We start from the raw sequence: 23,505 nt of genomic DNA, 5'->3' as shown, positions 1-23,505 counted from the left end.
TTATGTAACCCTCCTGAATTAATCCATCTTTATCACATTATGTTTAATATGAGGTACTCTTTAAAATATACAGGAAATAGAAAAATTAATAAAGAAGTGTCCCCATACATTCATTGAAAAAAAAACAAACAATTTTCGGCTTTTTATTTACACATTTTCCTATTCCCATATATAATTCAAAATAGGTGGAATAATTAGTACAAGCCACTATTATGGTATTAAGGAGGCAAAGATGAAAAAAAATCAAAAAGATAAACGAGAATCACTCCTGTTTATCGCTTGGGCAGCCTCCGTCATAGCAATGTTCGGCAGCTTATACTTTTCAGAAATTCGTCAGTTCGAGCCTTGTAAACTATGCTGGTACCAGCGTATCGTCATGTATCCCTTTACAATCCTGTTAGGAATTGCTTATGTAAAAAGGGATTACAAGATTGCCCTGTATTCGATGGTTTTATCAGCCATTGGCGGAAGTATTTCGATTTATCATTATTCATTACAAAAGCTAAGCTTTCTTGCCGATATCGCACCGGCATGCGGTAGAATTCCATGTACAAGTCAATACATCAACTGGTTTGGGTTTATTTCCATTCCATTGTTAGCACTAACTGCTTTTACGATTATCTTCATTTGCAGTATTCTCATCTGGAAACATTCGGGAGGAGAGGTAAAGTGAAAAAGGTACTTATATTTTTAGCCATCATTATTGTGTTATTTAGCGGTGTTGCGATCCTGACGAACATGCAGAACAGCGAAAAAGTGGAGGATAATCCATATGGAAAAGACACGCTTCATCCAGAAACAGCTGCATTATTAGAGGATGAAAATTACCAAAACATCATATTACCGGATGAGCTTGATCAAAAATTGAAGGACAAGGAAGATATAACGGTTTATTATTTTCAATCAACATGTGAGTATTGTAAACAAGCGACCCCTATTCTTTCACCATTAGCTGAAGAGATGGGGATAGATCTGTTACAATATAATCTACTTGAGTTCGAACAAGGGTGGGACGATTATGGGATCCAGGAAACACCGACAATCGTTCAGTATAAAGATGGAAAAGAAGTTGCCAGAATTACTGGTTTAACAAGTGAAGATGAGTACAGACAGTGGTTTACTGAAAATAGTCAAAAAAAATAAAAGTCTGCATTGGCAGCCTTTTATTTTTTGGGGCTAAACTAACAATTCATTAGCAGCTCTAGAATAGATACTTAGATCATTATTTCCGGATATTTTTAAATCGACAAACTGTTGAAATTCAAAAGGAAAATACAATCCATACTGTTCAAGAATAGATATATTTTTATAATATGTTTCGATATATTGTTCGTCCAATCTGTCGCTTTCAAGAATCGAAATTAATGTTTGTAAGCTTGTAATAACTTGAAATGCATCCTTTAACGTATCCAATTGTTCAAATTGACTTGAAGAAATATGTAATACGTTATGCCTTTCAAATTTAGCAATTTCATTGTCAGAAAAGTAATTTGGAAATACGTCCGAATATACTTGCCTAATTAACTCCGTAATTTTTTCCTGCTGATCCGGAGTCGAAGCAAAAACCACCTTCACAAAATACCCCCACCTTTAATTACTCAATAATCTATTGTTGGTTATACATAGAATAACATATTATCGTGTGATATTATGGTGGTAATTCACACCACAATCAAGAGAAAATGGATATAAAGGAGCATTTTATGATCAGCACAAGTCGGAAAGGTGAATGGCTGGAAATTGTCATTCCGGAAAAATGGTCTAACATTCCTGTACAGGATTTATTTCGGAATATTTGGCATGCACCGAAAAAAATAACCCATTCATTAAGAATGGAAAAGGGTGTAAAAGTAAATGGACAAGCAGCAGAGTGGACAGCTCCACTGAACCAAAACGACCGACTGGACATCCGTCTTTTTTCCGACCATGAGTTCGGTATTCAGCCATCCTATCATGAAATATCCACAATATATGAAGATGATCATTTAATCGTTGTCAACAAACCGCCTAAAATGGACACTCATCCAAATACTACTGGAGAAACAGACACATTGGCAAATGCCGTTGCCTATCATCTTCTAGCAAATGGGGAGTATAGACAAGTAAAACATGTTCACAGGCTGGACCGTGATACTACAGGGGCTATTTTATTTGCAAAACATCCCTTCATCGGCTCCATGCTTGATCAAATGCTGGAAAAACGGGAAGTCAAACGGACCTATCTAGCCCTTGTTCAGGGAATCATAACGACCCAAAAAGGGACCATCAACGAACCGATTGGACGTGACCGCCACCATGCTACGAGAAGAAGAGTATCTCCTAACGGACAAAAGGCGGTCACACATTATGAAGTCTTGAAAACTGATCACAAGCAGAATCACACCCTTGTTAAGTGTCAGCTTGACACCGGACGAACACATCAGATCCGTGTCCATTTCAGCCATATTGGACATCCTCTTGCAGGAGATCCATTATATGGCGGCAAGCCAATTTATCCACGCCAGGCATTACATGCAGTAAAACTGGAATTTATTCACCCTTTCACAGAAGAAAAGATTATTTGTCATGCTCCATTTCTCGATAACCATGAGATTTTCATGGGAATTAACCCCTACTCTATTTAACTTAAATAGGGGCTGTCCAATAGGACTAAGTAGTTCCGTTAATGTGGAGAAAATGTAAAAAACATTGAAATCACAACAGAAAAATCAATAGAAATAACAAACAGAAACGCATGGATAACAGGTAAAATCCATGCGTTTTATTTTAATTGTATGATTCAACTTTTTTGTGGACATTGAGTACGTTATTATCATAAATAAATCTATTTTGGAGAGCCTTTGGACACTGAGTACGTTATTTGCTAAAAATAACGAAAAAATAACAACCTTTTATATAAATAGCGGAAAGTATGTCCTATAAAAATGTAAAATTACAATTCTTACTGCAAATAACGGAAGGTGTGTCCTGTTAATAATCAACATAGTAAAAAACATTACTTTTAACATTCCAACTTACAAGATGACAATAGTTTTGTCACTATGTTATTTTGTGTGTTATTTGCTATGATTTTTAATATACTAAAGTTCGATATTCATTGATATAACAAGGATTATAAGCACCTAAATTACTATGCGATTTAGCCTGTTAATTAATATGATATTTTATCCGTTTCTCCACAAAAACTGAACTACTTACAATAAGATAGCCCCTTTTTTACTTTTAAAAATCGTCCGGATTTGGACCAAAACGCTTATTTTCATTTAAGCCATTAATTTTTTTCATATCCTCTTTTGTTAATTCAAAATTAAATATATCTGCATTTTCTTTAATTCTGGAAGGTGTTACGGATTTAGGAATAACGATCACATCATTTTGCAAATGCCATCTTAAAATGACCTGTGTGCTTGTCTTCCCATACTTTTCAGCAATTGACAACAATACTGGCTCGTTTATTAAATTCCCTCTGGCAATCGGCGACCACGCTTCAACGGCAATATCATTTTCTTTACAAAATGCCCTTACTTTTTCCTGCGTCAATAAAGGGTGAAGTTCGATTTGGTTCAAGACAGGCTTTTCGTTCGCACGAGCAAATAAATCCTCAAGATGATGAATCTGAAAGTTACTCACTCCTATTGCTTTAATGATGCCCTCTTGATATAACTTCTCTAATGCTTTCCAAGTATGTACATATTTATCCTTAACCGGCCAATGAACTAAGTATAAATCAATATAATCCAAGCCAAGTTTTTTGCGGCTTTTTTCAAAAGCTGCAAGTGTTTCTTCATACCCTTGATCATCATTCCAAACCTTTGTAGTGACAAAGATTTCCTCGCGCGGAATACCGCTTTCTTTTAGAGCCTGACCGACTCCTTCTTCGTTATCATAGTAAGCAGCCGTATCAATGGAGCGGTAACCCGTGCTTAATGCTGTTTTTACAGTTTCTAAGGTAACCTTTCCTTCCTCCACCTTGTAAACGCCAAGCCCAAACTGCGGCATCTCTACTCCATTATGCAATTGCATTTTATGATTTATGCTTGTAACCATTTTTGCACCTCCATTACCTAATTTAACCATATTTTAACACTCAAATGAAATAGACTGAATAAAATACACATAAATCCTTCACACAAACAAATATTAAAAATATGAAAATGAATTTATAAAGAACGCAAGGCTATTAATATTAAGATTTTGTAAATTTTAAGTGAAAAAACTTTAACATTCGACATATTTCTTATAAAATTATCTAGGCTTGTTTTGGCAAAAGCGGATAAAAAATTGGGGGTAACAAGAATGGTATTCAAGAAAAAGGATAAATTTTCCATTTTACTAAACAACATCTCTACAAATTTGAAGGAAGCAGCAAACTATTTCTATGACTATAAATTAAAAAATGTCAGTGACTTAAAGGTCTTCTCCGAAACAATGAAAGATTATGAAACGAAAGGAGATACATACATCCACGATGTGATTAAAGAATTAAACAATGCCTTTATCACGCCAATCGAAAGAGAAGATATTCTTGCTCTAGCGATGAGTATGGATGATGTTTTAGACGGTCTTGAACATTGCTCCGCCTTATTTGAAATGTATTCCATTACAGAAGCAGATGATTTCATGCTGAAATTCGTTGATGCCATTAAAAACTGTGCTCATGAAATTCAGGATTCCATTGACCTTCTATCAACGAAAAAGCTGCCACAAATTCGTGACCATGCCATCAAGATTAAGGATTATGAATCCAAATGTGATGGAATTCAAAGACAATCGATTAAACATTTGTTTTCAGTTGAAAAAGATCCAATTAAAATCATTCAATACAAAGAAATTTATGAAAACCTTGAAGATATAGCTGATTACTGTCAAAATGTCGCCAATACATTAGAAACAATCATAATGAAAAATGCATAAGGAGTAATAACTAAATGGATGGACTTATTTTTTTAACGGTTTTAATTGTCATTTGTGCCTTAGCATTTGATTTCATTAATGGATTTCATGACACGGCAAATGCAATTGCCACAGCAGTTTCAACAAAAGCGCTGAAACCACGGCATGCAATTCTATTAGCGGCAACGATGAACTTCATTGGTGCCATGACCTTTACGGGCGTGGCAAAAGCAATTACCAAGGATATTGTTGATCCCTTTACATTGGAAAATGGCTCTGTTGTTATTTTAGCGGCTTTATTAGCAGCCATCTTTTGGAACTTGCTAACATGGTACTATGGAATCCCAAGCAGCTCATCGCATGCCATTATCGGTTCCATTGCCGGTGCCGCTATCGCCGCTGCCGGATTCAATGCACTGAATTACAACGGTTTTCTTAAAATTATTCAAGCACTTATCATATCTCCAATACTAGCCTTTGTCGTAGGTTATATTGTCTATAGTATCTTTAAAGTCATATTCAAAGAGAATAATTTAACGAAAACAAATAAGGGTTTTCGGATCTTTCAAATTTTCACAGCTGCACTACAAGCATACTCTCACGGAACAAATGATGCCCAAAAAGCGATGGGAATTATCACAATGGCCTTAATTTCTGCCGGACAGCTGACTACTGACGATGTTCCATTCTGGGTTCAATTTTCCTGTGCTCTTGCCATGGGCCTTGGTACTTCTGTCGGCGGTTGGAAAATTATTAAGACTGTCGGCGGTAATATCATGAAAATCCGCCCTGTTAACGGAGTTGCTGCCGATTTAACTGGTGCAATGATCATTTTCGGCGCTACTTACATTCATTTACCGGTAAGTACTACACATGTTATTTCCTCCTCTATTATGGGCGTTGGGGCATCCCATCGTTTAAAAGGTGTTAAATGGGGAACAGCACAGCGGATGCTTATAACTTGGGTGATCACATTACCGATTTCAGCAACTGTAGCAGGTATTTTCTATTATTTATTAAATATATTTCTTTAATTTTAAATGGTTCATATAGGAATCAAAAGGGTAAGAATCCATTAACGGATTTTTACCCTTTCCTATTTTATAATCATTTTTTATCATTCGGAGCATCAATACTTGGTTTTTACTTATACTAAGAAAAAACTTGAATTACATAACAAAAACGAATATTATATAAAATGTGTTTGTAAAACGTTCGTACTTTTATGGAGGGCATTATGTTTAAACTCAAAGAAAATCATACATCCGTAAAAACTGAGATAATGGCCGGGGTCACTACCTTTCTAACAATGGTCTATATCGTTGTCGTCAACCCGATTATTTTGTCCGATGCCGGTGTTCCTTTTGACCAAGTATTTTTGGCGACCATTATTGCCTCTGTTGTTGGAACTCTATGGATGGCTCTATTTGCGAACTATCCGATCGCGATTGCTCCTGGAATGGGCATGAATGCCTATTTTGCCTATTCAGTCGTTGGTTCACATGGCAATATCGACTATCAAACAGCATTTGCAGCTGTATTTGTCGCAGGAATCATTTTCATTATTTTATCTTTTACACGCTTCCGTGAAGTGTTGATTGAAGCAATACCAGAAAACCTAAAACATGGGATTAGTGCAGGGATAGGTTTATTTATTGCCTTTATTGGTCTACGGTTAACAGGCTTAATTACAAGCCATCCCACTAATCTCGTTGCACTTGGTGATCTTCATTCACCATCCGCTATATTAGCATTAGTCGGCTTAGCTATTACGTTAATTCTAATGACATTGGGAGTGAATGGCGCATTATTCATAGGAATGGTGATAACCGGTTTAATCGCATTCTTTTTTGGCCAACTCTCATTCCAAGATGGATTTGTCGCATTTCCTAGTCTGCCTGAAGGTCTCATGGTCGCAAATCCAATTACTGCATTTAGTGAAGTGATTCAACACAGCCTATATGCAGTTGTCTTTTCCTTCTTATTAGTAACCATTTTTGATACAACAGGTACAATGGTTGCTGTAGCACAGCAGGCTGGACTGATGAAAGGGAATAAAATGCCGCGGGCACGTGAAGCACTGCTATCAGATTCAGTTGCTACAACAATTGGAGCGATGTTTGGTACAAGTCCTACCTCAGCATTCATCGAATCTTCTACAGGTGTTGCTGCCGGAGGGAGAACAGGCTTAACAACATTAACCGTGTCCATCCTATTTATTGTATCTGCTTTTTTCGGTCCGCTTGTCAGTGCGGTATCAGGTCTTTCCGCTATAACGGCACCTGCATTAATTATCGTTGGCAGTTTAATGATGGGGAATGTGGTTCATATCAAGTGGAATGAATTTGAAGAAGCCTTCCCGGCCTTTTTAATCATTTTAAGTATGCCGTTAACATCCAGCATTGCAACCGGTATCGCGCTTGGATTTATTTCTTATCCGATCTTAAAAGTTGTTAAAGGTAAATGGCGTGAGGTTCATCCAATTGTCTACGTTTTCGCTGTACTTTTCTTCTATCAGCTCGCATATCTGCCTCATTAAAAAATGAAAAGGTGTCAGGCCCCACAAAAAGACAAAGTGCATAGGTTTGTCTTTTTGTAGTGGTCTGACACCTTAATTTAGATACTTCTCTTTCAGCCATTTCTCCATTACTTCTAAAAGTTCAGCATCTATTGGCTGTTCAAACATCTCTTTATATTCCTTCATAAGTGAGAGCATTTTATGGTCTTTTGGATATTTACGTAAAATATGATTCATGTCATGTATAATATGCCACTCAGATTCCCCTTTTACAGTTGAAGCAATTTTTTCCGCATGGTCTGGGGGGACTTGGATATCTTTTGCCCCTGTAATCGCTAGCGTAGGACAGGTTACCTTTTCTAAGTACTCACAGACATTATAATCATATTGCTCCCGCATCCATTTTGCATTTACTTTTGTTCCTTTGATTTTTAACATATCTTCCTTTGAATTCAGTATTTTTGCCATCACTGCATCCTGTTGTTTTTGAGCTTTTTTTGCGACATTCAGGACTTTAAATAACCAGCCTTTAAAGCCTCTTGTTTCCTTTATCTCTTTCATAGCCATTTCAAACTGTTTTGGTAATAATACCTTTGAAGGCTCTGCAGCACCTGCTAACAAAATCAGCCCGGCAACAGGTTCCTGAGCATGTACCGCCGGTGCAAGCAAGGCTCCTTCACTATGTCCTAAAATTAACACAGAATCGGCATCAACACGCTGATCCTTTTTTAAAAAGTGAACACAGGCACAAGCATCATCAATAAGGTCCTGTACTCCGGCGGTATAATAATCACCGTCGCTTTCATGAGTTCCTCTTTTATCATAACGAAAAGTTATAAAACCAATGGATGTAAAAAAGTCAGCCAAATCTTTGTAGATATTGATATTGATTCCTTTGTCGTTACCATCCCTGTTCGTCATTCCTGTTCCGGGAATGATCAAAATGGCCGGATTTCTTTCCTTCAAATCGGTTGGGGTCGTTAATGTACCTTTAAGTGTAAACTGACTTTCAATCGTTACTTCTTCCATTTGGCTCATTTTTTCATCCTCCTAATCTGCTTCTGGAATAATAATCGTTGAAATATAACGTTTCTTACGATCAGGATTCGGTTTATTTTTGGCTGCTTTTTGAAAAATCCTTACAATCTCGATAACTAAGTCATGAAATTCCTCATCACTCAGATAAAAGGCTGTCTGCCTGTATGCGACCCCATCACGTTCCAGATCAATTTCATCCTTCTCTAAATAGCTTTCAAATTGCGCCAATAACTGAGTAGTAAAGAGCATAAAATATTGAATATGTTCTTCTTTAGAAATTCCGTTAATATCCTTTGTCGTAATACTTGCTTCCATTGGATTTAGGGCATATACTTTTTCAATTGTTCCTCTGATTGGTTTTTCTTCGGTAATGATTAAGATATTTGCTTTCAGAAGTGTGTCCAGCTGGCGATAAAGTGTTGCCTGCGCGATATCCGGAAGAAGCTGCGCAAGCTCCTTGGCCGTTCTCTCATCACCGCCAAGAAATTTTTGGATGATTCTTAAACGGACAGGATGCAATAAAATATCAATTTTTCGTTCTTTCACTTTAAATCACCCTTTTATTATTTATATTGATTATATTATCATAAGTGATAATATAAAGTCAAAAACTCCCTAAAAAATCTTTAAAGGTTGATCTTTCTAGCAATAGATGAATCTCCCTGACATTTTTGCAGTCAGTTTTAACACAATAATCATGTACGGCAAAACGCCTGCAATTATTTCGTAAGCGGAGGTCATTTACAAGATGATGAACATGCAGCAGCAACCAATGAATCAACAACCTAATATCAACAACCAAGGAATGATGCAGAATATGCAGCAGCCTACAGACACAAAGCATGGCGGCCATGAAATCATGGATGTTCATGAAATATTAAGCTGCACCATTTCAACTTTGGATCAATATTTACTATATAAGCAGCATGTAAAGGATCCTGAATTAACCGATATTCTTAACCGTCAGCACCAATTTATGCTTGATAATTATAATATCCTAACGGAATGCTTCAAATCCGGTATGAACCCATCACACCCTACTTCCAGCTATAAAATGGCTCAATCTAATGACGTGGTTTATGGCTTAACTCCAAGCCAGCCAAGAAAACCGAAAATGAATGCATCAGAAATTGGCGATCGTTGTATTTCAAATTATATGCTTGGGTTAATTAAGGCTGATGCAGCTTCACTGACAAAAGCAGCTCTCGAAGTAACAAACCCTGTTGTCAGAAGGGTAATTGCTGATTCAGTGCCAAACTATATTGAAATGGCATATGAGATATTCCAATATCAGAACAAGCATCAATACTATCAAGTGGCACAGCTGAATGCACAAGATATGCAGTTGGTGCTAAACAGCTATACCACGACGACAAGTCAAACACTGCAATAATAAAGAATGCTCTCCTTTTGGAGAGCATTAGCTTATTGTGTAAATTTTTCGTGATAATTGATTAAAAAATTGAATGATGGTTCCGATACATAAAACTAATACAATTGTACCGGCTCCTATGTTTCCCCCAACTAGGATCCCAATGATAATAAAGGTAATCTCAAGGATTGTTCTTGATACCATTAAACTTAATTGGAATCTTTCACATAAGGCAACCATCATACCGTCATATGGCATTCTTGGCAGATTAGGGGTTAAATAAATTCCCACACCAATCCCAATTAATAATACACCTAGCAGAAAACAGCACCATCGTAACAATGGAGTACTTAAAAATAACTCCAAATCATAAAAAATGATTTCCATCCAAAAATCAACAACAAGTCCCCAAAAAATCATCGTAATAACTGATTCAAACTCTGGTCTTTTCTTTAACAGAAATGAATTAAATAATAAAAACACTCCTTGGGAAATAATCACCCAGGTACCAAAGGTAAAACCCGACTTTTTCGCTAAAACCATTAACACGACATCCTGAGGACCCGCACCGGCATTTGACTTCAGGATAAACGTAACACCCAAACAAGCAATGCTGATCCCAATTACATAAAATAGTATTTTTTTGCCCATTCGTTTTCCCTCAGTATTTTTTCTAGTCTTATTTTTGAGCAATATGCACCTGATTAACTGCTGCATGTTATAAAATATACAGCTTTTCCACTATTTATTCCGATTACCTGCAGATTAATAGACTATTTCAATAAGTCACCGCTCGCAAATTGAATCAGTATTATGATAAGATTCAATTTGCATAGTAATATAATACAGGAGGTCTATTAATGACAAAGTTTCACGGATTTATCGGCACATACACAAAAGGCGATAGTGAGGGGATTTATTCCTTCATCTTTGATACAGAATCAGCTGCGATTGAGGAAATTACCGTTGCTGCTAAAATAGAAAATCCTACTTATTTAACAATTAGTGAAAACAACCAGTTTTTATATTCAGTTGCAAAAGATGGGGAAAACGGAGGTGTTGCTGCCTATTCTTTGAACAGTAAGACGGGTGAATTACACTTTCTAAATCAACAAACAGAAAAAGGCGCACCTCCATGTCATGTAAGTGTCGACCGGAATAACCATCATCTTTTATCGGGGAATTATCATAAAGGAACGGCAGCGGTTTACATAATAGTGGCAAAAGACGGATCCATTCATGCAAATCCCTCTGTTGTCCACCATCAAGGGGAACACGCTGATCAGCAGCCACATACACATTTTGCAGCCTTCACGCCGGATGAAAAATATATCACAGTGATTGATTTAGGTATTGATCAGCTTTTAACCTACCAGTTAAATGATGGCCAATTGGTCAAAGTAAATCACATATCCTTTACAAAAGGAAGCGGTCCGCGCCATCTTGCCTTCCATCCAAACGGAAAGTATGCCTACGTAATGACCGAATTAAGTTCAGAGGTTGTTGTCTTAGAATATAATGCAAATAATGGAGCATTCAAAGAGATCCAAACAATATCCACTAAACCTAGTGATTTTACTGAAAACAATCAAGGCAGCGCTATTCAGCTTTCTTCTGACGGCCGCTTTATATATGCAGGAAACCGTGGTCATAATAGTATTGCCGTTTTTAGCATTGATGAGGCGTACAAGCTGACCTTTGTAGAGCATATTTCAACCGAAGGCGACTGGCCGCGTGATTTTTCTCTTGATCCCACGGAGGAATTTATGATTGCTTCTAATCAAGAATCAAGTAATTTAACTGTTTTTAAAAGAAACGCCGAAACAGGAAGGCTGACATTGATTCAGTCGGACATCACTGTTCCACACCCGGTATGTGTTAAGTTTATAAAACCGTAATAGAAAATAACAAAAATCGGCAGGTGCTTCTCACACTTGCCGATTTTGCTCTATGCATACTGTTTTTTCTCTTCTTCATTATTAAAGAAAGTCTTCATGGCATGAAATACATCTGCTTTTTGCTTGAGGATATAATACTTGAAGTGTTCATTTTTGATGTTTTTGTAAGCGGACATAAGTGTCGAATGCCGGTTATACTGGTTTACTTCCCCGTATCCAAACATGCTCGATAGCTTAATTAATTCTTCTACAAGCTTTACACAGCGGGCATTATCAGAGGTTAAATTATCTCCATCAGAAAAATGAAATGGATAAATATTATAGCGGTTTGGATGATATTTTTCCTCAATCAACTCTAGTGCTTTTCGATATGCGGATGAACAAATCGTTCCGCCGCTTTCTCCTCGTGAAAAGAAATCCTCTTCTGACACAACCTTTGCCTCCGTATGGTGGGCAATAAACTCAATTTCTACCGTTTCATATTTAGAGCGTAAAAACCTGGTCATCCAAAAGAAAAAGCTTCTGGCCATATATTTCTCCCAAATCCCCATACTGCCGCTTGTATCCATCATAGCAAGAACTACTGCTTTTGAATCAGGTTTAACAATTTCATTCCAGGTCTTAAATTTCAAATCCTCTTGATAGATCGGATGAAATTTAGGTGTCCCTTTCATCGCATTTCGTTTAAAGGCAGACATCATCGTTCTTTTCTTATCAATATTCCCCATTAAACCAGTTTTTCGGATATCATTAAATTCAATGTCTTCAACAATATTCTCCTGCAGCTCTTTTCTTTTTAAATTTGGCAGCTCTAATTGTTTAAACAAAGCCTCTTCCAATTCCATTAAGGAAACCTCTGCTTCAAAATAATCTTCTCCAGGCTGGTCTCCTGCGCCCTGACCTTTACCAGGTCCTTTCTTTCCATCCGAACCATCACGAGCAACTACATCTCCAACTTTACTGTCTCCTTCGCCTTGACCCACATGTTTGTTCTTATCATAGTTATAGCGGATTTTATATTCGTCAAGAGAACGAATCGGTATTTTTACCACTTCCCGGCCGTTTGACATAATAATGCTCTCTTCAGTAATTAGATCGGGGAGATTATTACGAATCGCTTCTTGTACTTTTTCCTGATGCCGCTGTTGGTCATCGTGGCCTTTGCGATGGAGGGACCAATCTTCTTTGGAAATCACAAATTGATGGTTATTCTTATCGCTCATTTCAACCCCTCCTTAAAAATTTTTTTGCTTACATTTGCACATATTCACCTTACATACATACAATATCCCGAGTGAAAATTTCAGATAAAACGGTGGATTATTCTATCATATGCAAGAAGACAAAATAATTTACAAGTAATTTAAATAATGAATCAATTGCCCAATAAATAAAGACAAGCCGAGAATAAAACCCGGTGCGATGTACACCGGGTCTAAGTATTGGTTATCTTATCTATTAACGATTTAATAAGCTACCGACATAGCGCAGTAATTCATTGGCAGAAGTAGAGTTATAACCATGTTCATCAATTAATCTGGCAACCACTTCATTCACTTTCTTTAGCTGCTGCTCATCCGGCGTTTTTGTAGACGTTGTAATTTTCACAACATCCTTCAGATCAGCAAATAGTTTCTTCTGAATCGCTTCACGGAGACGGTCATGTGAATTGTAATCAAACCGTTTACCTTTTCGTGCATAAGCAGAAATACGAATTAAGATCTCTTCACGGAATGCTTTTTTCGCATTTTCAGAGATTCCGATTTGTTCTTCAATCGAACGCATTAATTTCTCATCAGGATTGATTTCCTCACCTGTGAGCGGATCACGAAGCTTAATTTTATTGCAATAGGCTTCAACGTTATCTAAATAGTTATCCATTAATGTCTTCGCAGACTCCTCATAGGAATAAACAAATGCCTTTTGGACTTCTTTCTTCGCAATATCATCATATTCTTTACGAGCCAGTGAGATGTAGTTCAAATATTTTTCTCGTAATTCTGCTGTGATGGATGGATGCTGATCCAATCCTTCTTTCAATGAACGGAGGACATCCAAAGCATTGATGCTTGTCATTTCCTTTCGGATGATTGTCGAGGATATCCGGTTGATGACATAACGGGGGTCTATACCGCTCATTCCTTCATCCACATATTCCTTCTTCAATTCTTCGACATCAGCACGGTTATAGCCTTCAACACTTTCTCCGTCATATAGACGCATTTTCTTCACTAGATCAATGTCACCTTTTTTAGGTTCCTTTAATCTCGTTAGGATCGTAAACATGGCTGCTACCTTTAAGGTGTGCGGGGCAATGTGAACATCAGACACGTCACTTTCACGAATCATTTTTTCATAGATTTTCTCTTCTTCCGTCACCTTTAAATTGTACGGAATCGGCATAACAATGATTCTTGAATGTAAGGCCTCATTTTTCTTATTGGAAATAAAGGAACGATATTCCGTTTCATTTGTGTGAGCAACAATTAGTTCATCTGCACTTATTAGGGCAAACCTGCCTGCCTTAAAATTACCTTCCTGCGTGAGTGATAGTAAATGCCAGAGGAATTTCTCATCGCACTTTAACATTTCCTGGAATTCCATCATTCCGCGATTCGCTTTATTTAATTCTCCATCAAAACGATAGGCCCTTGGGTCCGACTCGGAACCATACTCGGCAATCGTTGAAAAATCGATACTTCCTGTTAAATCAGCAATATCCTGCGATTTCGGATCAGACGGACTAAAGGTACCAATTCCAACGCGGCGGTCCTCAGAGAAAAATACCCTTTCAACAATCACATCTTCAATTCGGCCATCATACTCCTGCTCTAAACGCATCAAATTTAATGGAGAGAGATTCCCTTCAATCCTGATCCCATATTCATCATAAAAATCCTTACGCAAATGATGCGGGATTAAATGCAGCGGATCTTCATGCATTGGGCAGCCTTTGATACCATAGATAGCTCCTCTGTCACTTAATGAATACGCTTCTAATCCTCTTTTTAACATTGTTACTAATGTAGATTTACCACCGCTGACAGGACCCATTAACAGCAAAATCCGCTTCCTGACATCCAGCCGCTTGGCAGAAGGATGGAAGTATTCTTCCACTAATCTTTCCAACGCTTCCTCTAAACCAAACAATTGATTGGAGAAAAACTTATATCTTTTATGATTATTGACTTCTTCTACTCCAGAATCTTTTATCATATTGTAGACCCTTGAATGAGCTGACTGGGCCACCCATGGTTTTTCCTTAATAATCTCTAGATATTCGCTAAAAGTACCTTCCCATTTAAGCATTTCCTCTTCTTTACGATATAGCTCGATTTTTTTTAATATATCCATATGGACCTCCCCTGTCGCATTATCTCCGTTTACCGGCCAAAAATTGACTGCCTGTAAAAGTCCGAGCAAGTACCAACCACCAAATAAAACTACTTCTTATGATCTGTCACTATCATCACTGTGGAATAACCCTGCAACGATGAAAGTTTCACTTTGTTCCAAGCTGATTATTACAATGTATGCTTAGTTACGAGCCAACATGCATAAAAAGGAGAATCAACTTGGCCTAGAAAGAAAAGGTATAGTTCTTTATTTATGCTAGAAATGAAAAATAATGATTATTATCTCAAATCACTAACTATTCGTTCTCTTAAAAATTTTCTAACATTGCATTCACAGATATTTTAGAATAAGCTATAATAAAGCTGTCTAATTATATTATTCTTTCTCATCTATTATTAAAGGAGGCCTACATACCAATGGGGACGATCCTTGTTCTTGGCGTAATGGTTACTTTTCTTGCTGCCATCTTTACAGCAGGTTATAACGACAAGCCGAAAATTACCAAATAAGTAAGAGAAAGTAAAAAGGCCGCAATTTGCGGCCTTTTATCATTTTAGATTTAATCCATGTTCTTTTATAAAATCGTGCATATACATTCTCGATTGTTTTTCAAAGGTTCCTGCCATCTGACCAGTCCAGGTATCATCCCGTTTCCCTTTTGTACGTTCAGTATAATAACGAGAAATTACCTTATTATATTCCTCTAACTGTTGCTTATAGACGGCTTCATCCTGCTCATATTCATTTTCGTGGTAGATATGGCTTAATGGCAGTCTTGGCTTTTGATCCGTTACTTTTTCTGGATAACCGACTGCCATACCAAACAGCGGTATGACTCTTCTCGGTGTGTTTAGCAGTTCGCAGACTTCATCAAGGTGATTGCGGATTCCCCCTATATAGCAGATTCCCAGACCCATTGATTCGGCTGCAATGGCGGCATTTTGAGCTGCAAGTGCTGTATCAATTAACATCACCATAAACTTTTCCGTACTCTCAATTGAATCCTTTACTGCTTTATTCTCCATCTCTCCCGCTAGTTCATGACGGTGTAAATCACCGCAAAACACAAAGAAGTGACCATTCTTTTCAACATAGTTCTGGTTTCCGGCAAGTTCAGCTAATTTCTTTTTCTTAGCCGGATCTGTAATACCAATAATCGAATATGACTGAATATAGCTTGACGTTGATGCCGCCTGTGCACTTGCGACAATGAGTTCAATCTGCTCTCTTGTTAAAGGCTTGTCCTCCAGCCGTCGGATCGAGCGGTGACCCAGCAATGTTTCAATGACTTGATTCATAGTAATCATCCTTTAATATGTATTCATATCTTTATGATAACGAAGAAAATGAAAAAAATGAAATAATATCGGCAGAATCTTATATTATTATCAAAATAAAGGGAACCCTGCTTAGGTTCCCTTCATTTATTTCAAATGAATATAGCGTTGCTGACGGAGTACTTCGTATATAAGAATGGCTGCTGTATTGGAAAGGTTTAATGACGAAACATTTTCTGTCATTGGAATTCTTAATGCCCGGTCACGGTTATTTTCAATGATATCCATTGGCAAACCAGTAGTTTCCTTTCCAAAAATAAAATAATAATCCTTCTCAAGCTCACTGTAATCTAACGAGGAATGCGCCTTAGTTCCGTATTTTGTTAAATAATAGAACTCTCCGCCTTTATTTTTCTCAAAAAACTCCTCTATAGAATCATAATAGACCATTTGAACAAATTCCCAATAATCCAGTCCGGCCCGTTTAAGCATTTTATCATCAGTAGAAAAACCAAGCGGGCGTATTAAATGTAAAGTAGTATCAGTAGCCGCACAAGTACGGGCGATATTCCCTGTATTTGCAGGCATTTCTGGTTGATATAAAACTACATGTACTGCCAATTGCTTCACCTCTGCTATAAACTCTATTTGATATTATACCACTCTCCATTTTTGAAACAAGATAGGTCAACTTTTAATACTTTTAATCCCTTTATCATCAATAATCGTTAAAAACTTATATTTAATATTTGGCGTATAGGCGGTTGAGTCTTCATAGGCCCAATAGCGCATACGGCTATTAAATGTATGGGCATTCACAAGCGGCATCCCGTCAGCGTCCCTTCCCGTTACAATCGTTGTATGGTTAAAACGGCCATCTCCCTCAAAGTCATAGCAGATAACATCTCCCAGCAACAATTCTTCCGGGCTTGATACTTCCCTTGCCCTTAAGCCTGTTTTGGAATTTGGCAAATACCATCTTAATGAATTAGCAACCGTCCAGCTATAGCTCCAATTCTGATTCTGCATCCACCAGCCATTCCCCCTGTTAGGATAACCTCTCATGGGTGCATCGCCGGCATTCAGACATTGTGAAATATAATTGGTACAATCCACATCAAACTTTTTATAAGCCGGATTATAGTCATTCCACCATCTTTCCGCATACTGAACCGCCTTTAGACGATCGTAATGATAGACAAGTCTATCTTCACCTTCGTCCAGCATTATATCTGTGGGCACCTCCAGATTTTCTTCATGCAATTGTAACGGGTTTAACTCTTCATCGTGGATAAGTTCGCCTTTATAAAATTGAGCTTTTCTGTATTCTATTTCTTCTTCTAAATAAAGCCGCTTTTTTTGCTTTATGAAATAACGGAAATGCACTAGATACATGACATTTTCAATCTTATCCATTTCCGATTTTATCTCATTGATTACCCCTTTTGCATTCACTTTAATCATCTCTGCTGTTCGATTCTTCAATGATTCTCTTTTTCTTTCGATTTTTTCACATGTTGTATTCGAGCCTCTTTCACTTGAGACACATTGCTGAACCCGCTCTTGAAGTAATTTATACAATTGCTGCCGCATACTTTTCACTCCTTTCGTTCTATATATATGAAAGGAGCTTGTATCTTAAATACAGGATGTGTGCTTTTAAGTAACATGAATGAAAAAGAATACAAAAAAAGGAGGTAATCCCCCCTTTTAGCTTAGTACTTTCTTAATCTCTTGTCTTACCGCCTCATCCGTCTCTTTCTCAAATGCCTTTTCCAGCACAGCTCTTGATCCATTTCCATCAATCTTTCCAATGGCCCACGCTGCCGTTTCACGCATCATGGGGCGCTGATCATGGTTCAAAATATCAATTAAATCCTCAAGAGCTGTTTTGTCTTTAAAATGTGCAAGTGCAATAATAGCATTCCGTTGAATCGGATTTTTCCCCCGCCATGCCCCGGAAATATGGCCAAGCTTTTCTTTAAATTGACGATTGCTCAAGTGAAGCAGCGGTTTTAGCAGCGGCTTGGCAATTTCCGGTTCCGCTTCTACTTCCTCGTGCAGATGAAAATCCTTTCCTTTATTGACCGGACAGGCTGTTTGGCATGAATCGCATCCATAAAGACGGTTTCCTAGTCTTTCCCGATACTCCTCTGGAATTGTCCCCTTTGTTTGCGTTAAGAAGGATATGCAGCGTTGTGCATTAATTTGTCCTCCTGTTACTAGAGCACCTGTCGGGCAAGCATCAAGGCATTTCGTACATGTACCACATTGATCCTCAAGCGGTGTATCTGGTTCAAACGGTATATTGGTTATCATTTCTCCTAAATAGACGTAAGAGCCAAATTCAGGTGTAATAATTGCACAGTTTTTCCCGCTCCAACCGATTCCAGCCCGCTCAGCAACAGCCCTGTCGGCTAATTCACCAGTATCAACCATTGATTTAAGTTCAGCTTGCGGCACCTTTTCACGAATAAATTTTTCAAGTTTCTCGAGACGCCTACGCAGCACGGTATGGTAATCCAGACCCCAGGATGCCCGGGAAAAGATGCCCCGCCTTTCTCCTTCTTTACTAATGACTCGGTCCTTCATCTTGGAAGGATAAGCAACAGCAATTGCAATAATCGAATGGGCATCAGGCATTAAAAGCCTTGGCTCTGTTCTCTTTTCGATATCCTTTTCTTCAAAGCCTGATTGAAAGTTTAACTCAGCCTGTCTTATAAGCCGAAGTTTTAGAGTAGTAAAAGGAGATGCCGTGGTAAAACCAATTTTATCAATTCCGATACTTTTACTGTACTCAATGATCTCTTGTTTTAATTGGGAGTAATTCAATTCTAACCCCTCCTCTCATATTTATTTATCTATATAAACCGGTCACTATTTGTAAGAAATAAATGCTATTCTATGATAAACTATTTTACGGAGAATTTGGAGGTGGAAACAATGGAAATGACAATTGCCACTGAAATAGAAGAGCTTATCCCCGGGTTTAAAATTGGTTTTATCCAATATAACGATATTAGTGTCGGCGAAGCTCCACAAATGTTAAAGGGACGGCTGCAGCTTTTTCAGGAATTGATTTTCTTTGAATTGGATGAAAAAAAAATAACAGACTTTCCAGGGATTCAAGAGTGGCGGCAGATCTTCAAAAAGACAGGTAAAGACCCTAATCGGTATCGTCACTCAGCTGAAGCATTATATAGACGTGTACAAAAACAAAACTATCTTACACCAATAAATAGTGCGATTGATTTAAATAATTTCTTTTCCTTACAATATCAGATTCCAATTGGGGTATATGACAGCGATAAACTAAATGGACGAATCTCCATTAGACTTGGACAAGAGGGAGAAGAATATTTAGGCTTAAACGGGAGAATGAATTCGCTTCATCGATTAATCATATCAGCTGATAACGAATCAGCATTTGGCAGTCCATTCGTTGATTCTGAAAAAACAGCTGTTACGGAAGCTACAAAAAAAGCCATCCAGATTGTTTACCTGCAGCCATCACTTGAAATCGATAAGGCACAAAAAATGATCGATTCATTAGCGAATATGTTTATTCAAATTCATGGAGGCACGGCTAATTGGAAAGTAACGGAATAACAGACATAAAGGGACGTTTATTTATGGGTCCCTTTTTTATAAATTAAAAAACGCAATACTTCGTTCTCTTTAGGAAACGAAATACTGCGTTGTTATCAAGAAAATAAAGTAGAGCGGGTGATGGGAATCGAACCCACGACAACAGCTTGGAAGGCTGTAGTTTTACCACTAAACTACACCCGCGATGTATCAACAAAAAATATCTTAACAAAAAAACTATCGTAATGCAACAAAAAATTTAAAAACACAACAGAATAATGACTGTTTTTGTCGAAATCCCTCGGAATCTTCCTTTCATTTACCTAATTTCAATCTATATGTAAGGATATATTTTGCTTTTATAGGTACATACCCTTCCACTTCATCATGTAAATGATTACATATATAAGAGGATGAAAATTTAAGTCTATTAAGGAAGCGGGAGGAAATAAATGGACATTAAGGATTTTGAAACGTTCGCCAATAAAATAAAAGTTCGTAATATCGAAAATGAGGACGTTGAGGTCGTTAACTATTCTCCTTTAGTTATGATGGGGAAAGGGCGTCAAGGAGCCGTTTTTCAATATTCTGATGATATTTGCATAAAGGTTTTTGGAAATGAAGAGGATTGTGAACGTGAACATTATGCTCTATCTTTAGGACAGCATACCGATCTTTTTCCAAAAGTTTATGCAAAAGGGCCCTTATTTATTGCTATGGAAATTATTAAAGGGGTAGATTTACGTGAATACCTACAATCGCAGCCTCTAACAGAGGAACTTTCCCTAAAGTTAATTGATTTGTTAATCACTTTTAAAGAGATTGGTTATGAAAGGATAGACCACCATAAAAGACAAATTTTCATTTTACCAGAAGGCAATCTAAAAGTGATAGATGTAGCAAGGACCGTTTGGCGTGATCGCGTTTATCCATACCCTCGGAAATTACTTACTTCCTTAGGAAAGGAAAATAAAGAGACCTTTTTATCTCATGTACAAGCACTCCATCCAGAGCTGTATTCTGAATGGACTCATTTTATCGAAATGGAAGAACAAGCACGGCAAATTTGCCAAAAAATAATGAACGAATCCACTGATAAAGGAAAATTAAAAGATAAAAGTAAAAAGCTGTTAACAACGAATGATGAAACAGTATATAGTAATCAACTAGAAAGTTTAGTCCACAAGGTTTTTAAAGAGGAATGGGTTAAAGCAATGCTTGTAAAAGGGTATGACCCGGATAAAGTAATGGACATTATCGATGAGCACATAGAGAAAAAAATGATGCAAGAGAATAAAATATTGCAGGAAAAGAAAATGATGCAGGAAAAGAAAATGACCCAGGATAAAGCAAGTAAAGGAAATAGAGAACAGGATTCCGTTCAGACAAAAGAAGTCGATAAGAATAAGAACAATAAAAAAGACAGATATCCTGATAAAGAAGATTTCTATAGATCCCGAGGGAATGATCGAATTTTTCAAAGTGGCGGATTCTATGGTGTTAGAAACGAAAGGTACCGTGAATTTCCTATAAAGGAAAAGGATGACAATGGTAACAACTATGGAAGAAAAGGAAAAAAATATCGACGCTAAACAGATAACAACTATATACTTTATGAGTTTAATAATAAATAAAGGGGGATCCCTAAAATTTAGTAAGGAGTGACCGAAATGAAAGTGCTAATAATCTGGCGTCTGCTCACTGTCGGCGGAGTCAATGCCGGATGGAGAAATCGCGCAATCTACTTTAAAAAACATGGCATAGAAACTGAATTCTTATATACCACCGACCATGGAGGTCTTCATATTATGGAAGATGTTGCTCCGGTCTATTTAACTAAAGACAAGAAAGAAATTGTAAAAATAATCAAACGAAACTCATATGATGCGATTATTGTTGTTGATACAGCAGCAGCTTATAAGTGGATCCAAAAAGCAAATTACCAAGGACCAGTCATTATTGAAGCCCGCACCCCCGAACTGATCAAGCTAATGCCACACCTGAAATCATTCGAAGGAATACAACCTTTAACTATCATTGTACCTTCACATTACCAAAAACGCTTAGTATCCATATTAACAGATTCCATTCCACGACATGTCATTTACAATGGCGTGGATACGTCTTTCTTCCGGCCAATGCCTTTAGAAGAAATAGATTTTAATAGTAAGCCGACCTTGACAGTAGGTAAAAAGGTAATCGGCTGGATTGGTAGATTGGATAAGCGTAAAAATTGGCCAATGCTGATAGAGATGGCAAAGCAAATAAAATCGGAACGTGATGATATTGAATTTTGGGTAATTGGCGGAGCGCAAAGCATACAACGGGAAGAATTCGCTAAAACTTGGGAAGAGGAGCAGCTTTCAGATATAATCAAGTGGTTCCCTGTCATTCCCTACCAACAGATGCCGCATGTATATGCAAAGATTCGCTTATCAGGCGGATGTACATTAGCCACAACGAAATCGGAATCCTTCGGAAACACATTTATTGAATCAATGGCCTGCGGTGTACCGGTTGTTGCATCCAATATGATGCCTGTTACAGAATTAGTTATGCAAGGAGAAACAGGACTTCTCTTCCGCGGACAAAATGTGCACGATGCGATTAAACAACTATACACCCTTTTAGATGATCCTGTACTACATCAACGAATGTCAAATACAGCCACCCAGCATACCCAAGAACAGTTTGATATTCAGGTAGTAGCCCAGCAATATATCAATCTGTTGCAAGAATTAGTACCGATCGATCAAAAGACTAATGATGGGGTGAATGGACATGATTGAACCAATTGCCTATCGAAAAAAATTAGAGGGTAAATCCAATGCCCATTTAATTTCATTTAATGATGGAAAAGATTATGTGGTAAAGTATTTTCAACCAGGCTTTGAAAAAACATTACCAAATGAATGGGTCTCCTATTGCTTAGCACGTTACCTTGGTCTGCCAATCCCATTTGCACGAATAGTAGATATTCCACAAAGCTTCTCTTCTCAAGTTCCTGAGCTTGCATCCATGGATAGTATCCCCTATCAATTTGCCCTGACATATATTCCTGATTGTTTAGATGGCCACCAGGTTCTAAATATACCCAAAATAACCAATTCAAATGAACTTGCTAGTATTATCGTATTTGATTATTGGCTGTATAACAGCGATCGGACACGAAAAAACATTCTGTTACAGGAAGAAGAGGAAAATGCCTTTCGGCTGTGGGCAATCGACCATGCAGAAGTATTTGGCACCTATAATTGGCAATCCAAGGATTTAGAACAGCTCCCGGCTGGATTAATCGAAAGTGCTACACATCAAATAATGGCATCTTTTATTGAAGATGAGGATCAATTATTTGAGCAATTAGACGTGATCCAAACCATCCCCATCTTTTTAATTGAAGAAATGGTTTCCATGGTCCCTGATGAATGGATGGTGACAAAAGAAGAGAAAAAGACAATGGTCCATTCATTGCTCATTCGCCGCAAAAAAGTCCTCCAGGACCTCATTCAAAAATTTGTTAATAAAGTATATCGACCAATACACGATAATGAACACTCACTTTAA

At 37.5% G+C, this 23,505-nt stretch carries 23 protein-coding genes and 1 tRNA gene; 12 read left to right on the top strand and 12 right to left on the bottom strand.

The features are described 5' to 3' along the window. The first annotated feature begins 232 nt into the window (after positions 1-232). The gene (locus tag R4Z09_RS05285) at positions 233-673 is read left to right on the top strand and encodes a disulfide oxidoreductase (protein ID WP_338451299.1); all 441 of its coding nucleotides are present in this window, start codon (positions 233-235) and stop codon (positions 671-673) included. Further along, the gene (locus R4Z09_RS05280; protein WP_338451298.1) at positions 670-1,143 is read left to right on the top strand and encodes a thioredoxin family protein; all 474 of its coding nucleotides are present in this window, start codon (positions 670-672) and stop codon (positions 1,141-1,143) included. The genes R4Z09_RS05285 and R4Z09_RS05280 overlap by 4 nt, the downstream gene beginning before the upstream one ends. Before the next feature lie 33 nt (positions 1,144-1,176). On the opposite strand, the gene R4Z09_RS05275 is transcribed toward R4Z09_RS05280, so the two are convergent. Further along, entirely contained in the window at positions 1,177-1,575 is a 399-nt protein-coding gene (locus R4Z09_RS05275; RefSeq protein WP_338451297.1) for a YhcU family protein, read from the bottom strand. A gap of 128 nt (positions 1,576-1,703) precedes the next feature. On the opposite strand from R4Z09_RS05275, the gene R4Z09_RS05270 reads away from it, so the two are divergent. Continuing rightward, positions 1,704-2,624 (top strand): RluA family pseudouridine synthase, encoded by a 921-nt coding sequence (locus R4Z09_RS05270; protein WP_338451296.1) that lies wholly within the window; start codon positions 1,704-1,706, stop codon positions 2,622-2,624. Positions 2,625-3,222: 598 nt separating this feature from the next. On the opposite strand, the gene R4Z09_RS05265 is transcribed toward R4Z09_RS05270, so the two are convergent. Further along, complete coding sequence (locus R4Z09_RS05265; RefSeq protein WP_338451295.1) at positions 3,223-4,047, bottom strand: aldo/keto reductase; 825 nt, start codon at positions 4,045-4,047, stop codon at positions 3,223-3,225. A 249-nt stretch (positions 4,048-4,296) separates the two neighbouring features. Between R4Z09_RS05265 and R4Z09_RS05260 the strand changes: the two genes are divergently transcribed. The 3 genes from R4Z09_RS05260 to R4Z09_RS05250 all read left to right on the top strand — a co-directional run bounded on the left by R4Z09_RS05260 (position 4,297) and on the right by R4Z09_RS05250 (position 7,432). Then, positions 4,297-4,914 carry a DUF47 domain-containing protein gene (locus R4Z09_RS05260; RefSeq protein ID WP_338451294.1) on the top strand — a complete coding sequence of 206 codons (618 nt, stop codon included), beginning with the start codon at positions 4,297-4,299 and terminating at the stop codon, positions 4,912-4,914. Positions 4,915-4,928: 14 nt separating this feature from the next. Further along, on the top strand, positions 4,929-5,927 hold the full coding sequence (locus tag R4Z09_RS05255) for an inorganic phosphate transporter (protein ID WP_338451293.1): 999 nt from the start codon (positions 4,929-4,931) through the stop codon (positions 5,925-5,927). 203 nt (positions 5,928-6,130) lie between these two features. After that, positions 6,131-7,432, top strand: coding sequence for an NCS2 family permease (locus R4Z09_RS05250; RefSeq protein WP_338451292.1), 1,302 nt, complete (start codon positions 6,131-6,133; stop codon positions 7,430-7,432). Between the two features lie 72 nt (positions 7,433-7,504). Here the strand turns inward: R4Z09_RS05250 and R4Z09_RS05245 are convergent, their stop codons facing one another. After that, entirely contained in the window at positions 7,505-8,449 is a 945-nt protein-coding gene (locus R4Z09_RS05245; RefSeq protein WP_338451291.1) for an alpha/beta hydrolase family protein, read from the bottom strand. Between the two features lie 12 nt (positions 8,450-8,461). Beyond that, on the bottom strand, positions 8,462-8,995 hold the full coding sequence (locus tag R4Z09_RS05240) for a helix-turn-helix domain-containing protein (protein WP_338451290.1): 534 nt from the start codon (positions 8,993-8,995) through the stop codon (positions 8,462-8,464). Between the two features lie 205 nt (positions 8,996-9,200). Here R4Z09_RS05240 and R4Z09_RS05235 point away from each other — a divergent pair, with 205 nt between their 5' ends. Beyond that, positions 9,201-9,842 (top strand): spore coat protein, encoded by a 642-nt coding sequence (locus R4Z09_RS05235; protein WP_422392287.1) that lies wholly within the window; start codon positions 9,201-9,203, stop codon positions 9,840-9,842. A gap of 27 nt (positions 9,843-9,869) precedes the next feature. Here R4Z09_RS05235 and R4Z09_RS05230 read toward each other — a convergent pair whose 3' ends face one another. Beyond that, the gene (locus R4Z09_RS05230) at positions 9,870-10,472 is read right to left on the bottom strand and encodes a YczE/YyaS/YitT family protein (protein WP_338451288.1); all 603 of its coding nucleotides are present in this window, start codon (positions 10,470-10,472) and stop codon (positions 9,870-9,872) included. Between the two features lie 209 nt (positions 10,473-10,681). Between R4Z09_RS05230 and R4Z09_RS05225 the strand changes: the two genes are divergently transcribed. After that, complete coding sequence (locus R4Z09_RS05225; RefSeq protein WP_338451287.1) at positions 10,682-11,719, top strand: lactonase family protein; 1,038 nt, start codon at positions 10,682-10,684, stop codon at positions 11,717-11,719. Positions 11,720-11,769: 50 nt separating this feature from the next. Here R4Z09_RS05225 and yhbH read toward each other — a convergent pair whose 3' ends face one another. The 6 genes from yhbH to queG all read right to left on the bottom strand — a co-directional run bounded on the left by yhbH (position 11,770) and on the right by queG (position 19,185). Continuing rightward, a complete protein-coding gene (gene yhbH / locus R4Z09_RS05220; protein WP_338451286.1) occupies positions 11,770-12,942 on the bottom strand; it encodes a sporulation protein YhbH in 1,173 nt (390 codons plus the stop codon). A gap of 235 nt (positions 12,943-13,177) precedes the next feature. After that, complete coding sequence (locus tag R4Z09_RS05215) at positions 13,178-15,073, bottom strand: PrkA family serine protein kinase (RefSeq protein ID WP_338451285.1); 1,896 nt, start codon at positions 15,071-15,073, stop codon at positions 13,178-13,180. Positions 15,074-15,624: 551 nt separating this feature from the next. Further along, positions 15,625-16,374, bottom strand: coding sequence for an oxygen-insensitive NADPH nitroreductase (nfsA, locus tag R4Z09_RS05210; protein ID WP_338451284.1), 750 nt, complete (start codon positions 16,372-16,374; stop codon positions 15,625-15,627). Between the two features lie 126 nt (positions 16,375-16,500). Continuing rightward, a complete protein-coding gene (trmL, locus tag R4Z09_RS05205; RefSeq protein ID WP_338451283.1) occupies positions 16,501-16,974 on the bottom strand; it encodes a tRNA (uridine(34)/cytosine(34)/5-carboxymethylaminomethyluridine(34)-2'-O)-methyltransferase TrmL in 474 nt (157 codons plus the stop codon). A gap of 66 nt (positions 16,975-17,040) precedes the next feature. After that, positions 17,041-17,946: an amidase domain-containing protein gene (locus R4Z09_RS05200; RefSeq protein ID WP_338451282.1), complete on the bottom strand. Its 906-nt coding sequence runs from the start codon at positions 17,944-17,946 to the stop codon at positions 17,041-17,043. A 117-nt stretch (positions 17,947-18,063) separates the two neighbouring features. Then, on the bottom strand, positions 18,064-19,185 hold the full coding sequence (gene queG, locus R4Z09_RS05195) for a tRNA epoxyqueuosine(34) reductase QueG (RefSeq protein ID WP_338451281.1): 1,122 nt from the start codon (positions 19,183-19,185) through the stop codon (positions 18,064-18,066). Positions 19,186-19,296: 111 nt separating this feature from the next. Between queG and R4Z09_RS05190 the strand changes: the two genes are divergently transcribed. After that, on the top strand, positions 19,297-19,962 hold the full coding sequence (locus tag R4Z09_RS05190) for a B3/B4 domain-containing protein (RefSeq protein ID WP_338451280.1): 666 nt from the start codon (positions 19,297-19,299) through the stop codon (positions 19,960-19,962). A gap of 112 nt (positions 19,963-20,074) precedes the next feature. Here the strand turns inward: R4Z09_RS05190 and R4Z09_RS05185 are convergent. Beyond that, positions 20,075-20,145: transfer RNA gene (locus R4Z09_RS05185), tRNA-Gly, on the bottom strand. Positions 20,146-20,393: 248 nt separating this feature from the next. Between R4Z09_RS05185 and R4Z09_RS05180 the strand changes: the two genes are divergently transcribed. The 3 genes from R4Z09_RS05180 (at position 20,394) to R4Z09_RS05170 (ending at position 23,505) form a co-directional block, all read left to right on the top strand. Further along, on the top strand, positions 20,394-21,533 hold the full coding sequence (locus tag R4Z09_RS05180; RefSeq protein WP_338451279.1) for a hypothetical protein: 1,140 nt from the start codon (positions 20,394-20,396) through the stop codon (positions 21,531-21,533). Positions 21,534-21,611: 78 nt separating this feature from the next. Beyond that, positions 21,612-22,730 (top strand): glycosyltransferase family 4 protein, encoded by a 1,119-nt coding sequence (locus R4Z09_RS05175; protein WP_338451278.1) that lies wholly within the window; start codon positions 21,612-21,614, stop codon positions 22,728-22,730. Beyond that, positions 22,723-23,505 (top strand): HipA family kinase, encoded by a 783-nt coding sequence (locus R4Z09_RS05170; protein WP_338451277.1) that lies wholly within the window; start codon positions 22,723-22,725, stop codon positions 23,503-23,505. The genes R4Z09_RS05175 and R4Z09_RS05170 overlap by 8 nt, the downstream gene beginning before the upstream one ends.

It is taken from the genome of Niallia oryzisoli (genome assembly GCF_036670025.1).
Taxonomy (GTDB): Bacteria; Bacillota; Bacilli; order Bacillales; family Cytobacillaceae; genus Bacillus_BD; species Bacillus_BD oryzisoli.
The sequence above is the reverse complement of the archived record's forward strand: the minus strand, read 5'-3'. Positions and strand labels throughout refer to the sequence as shown.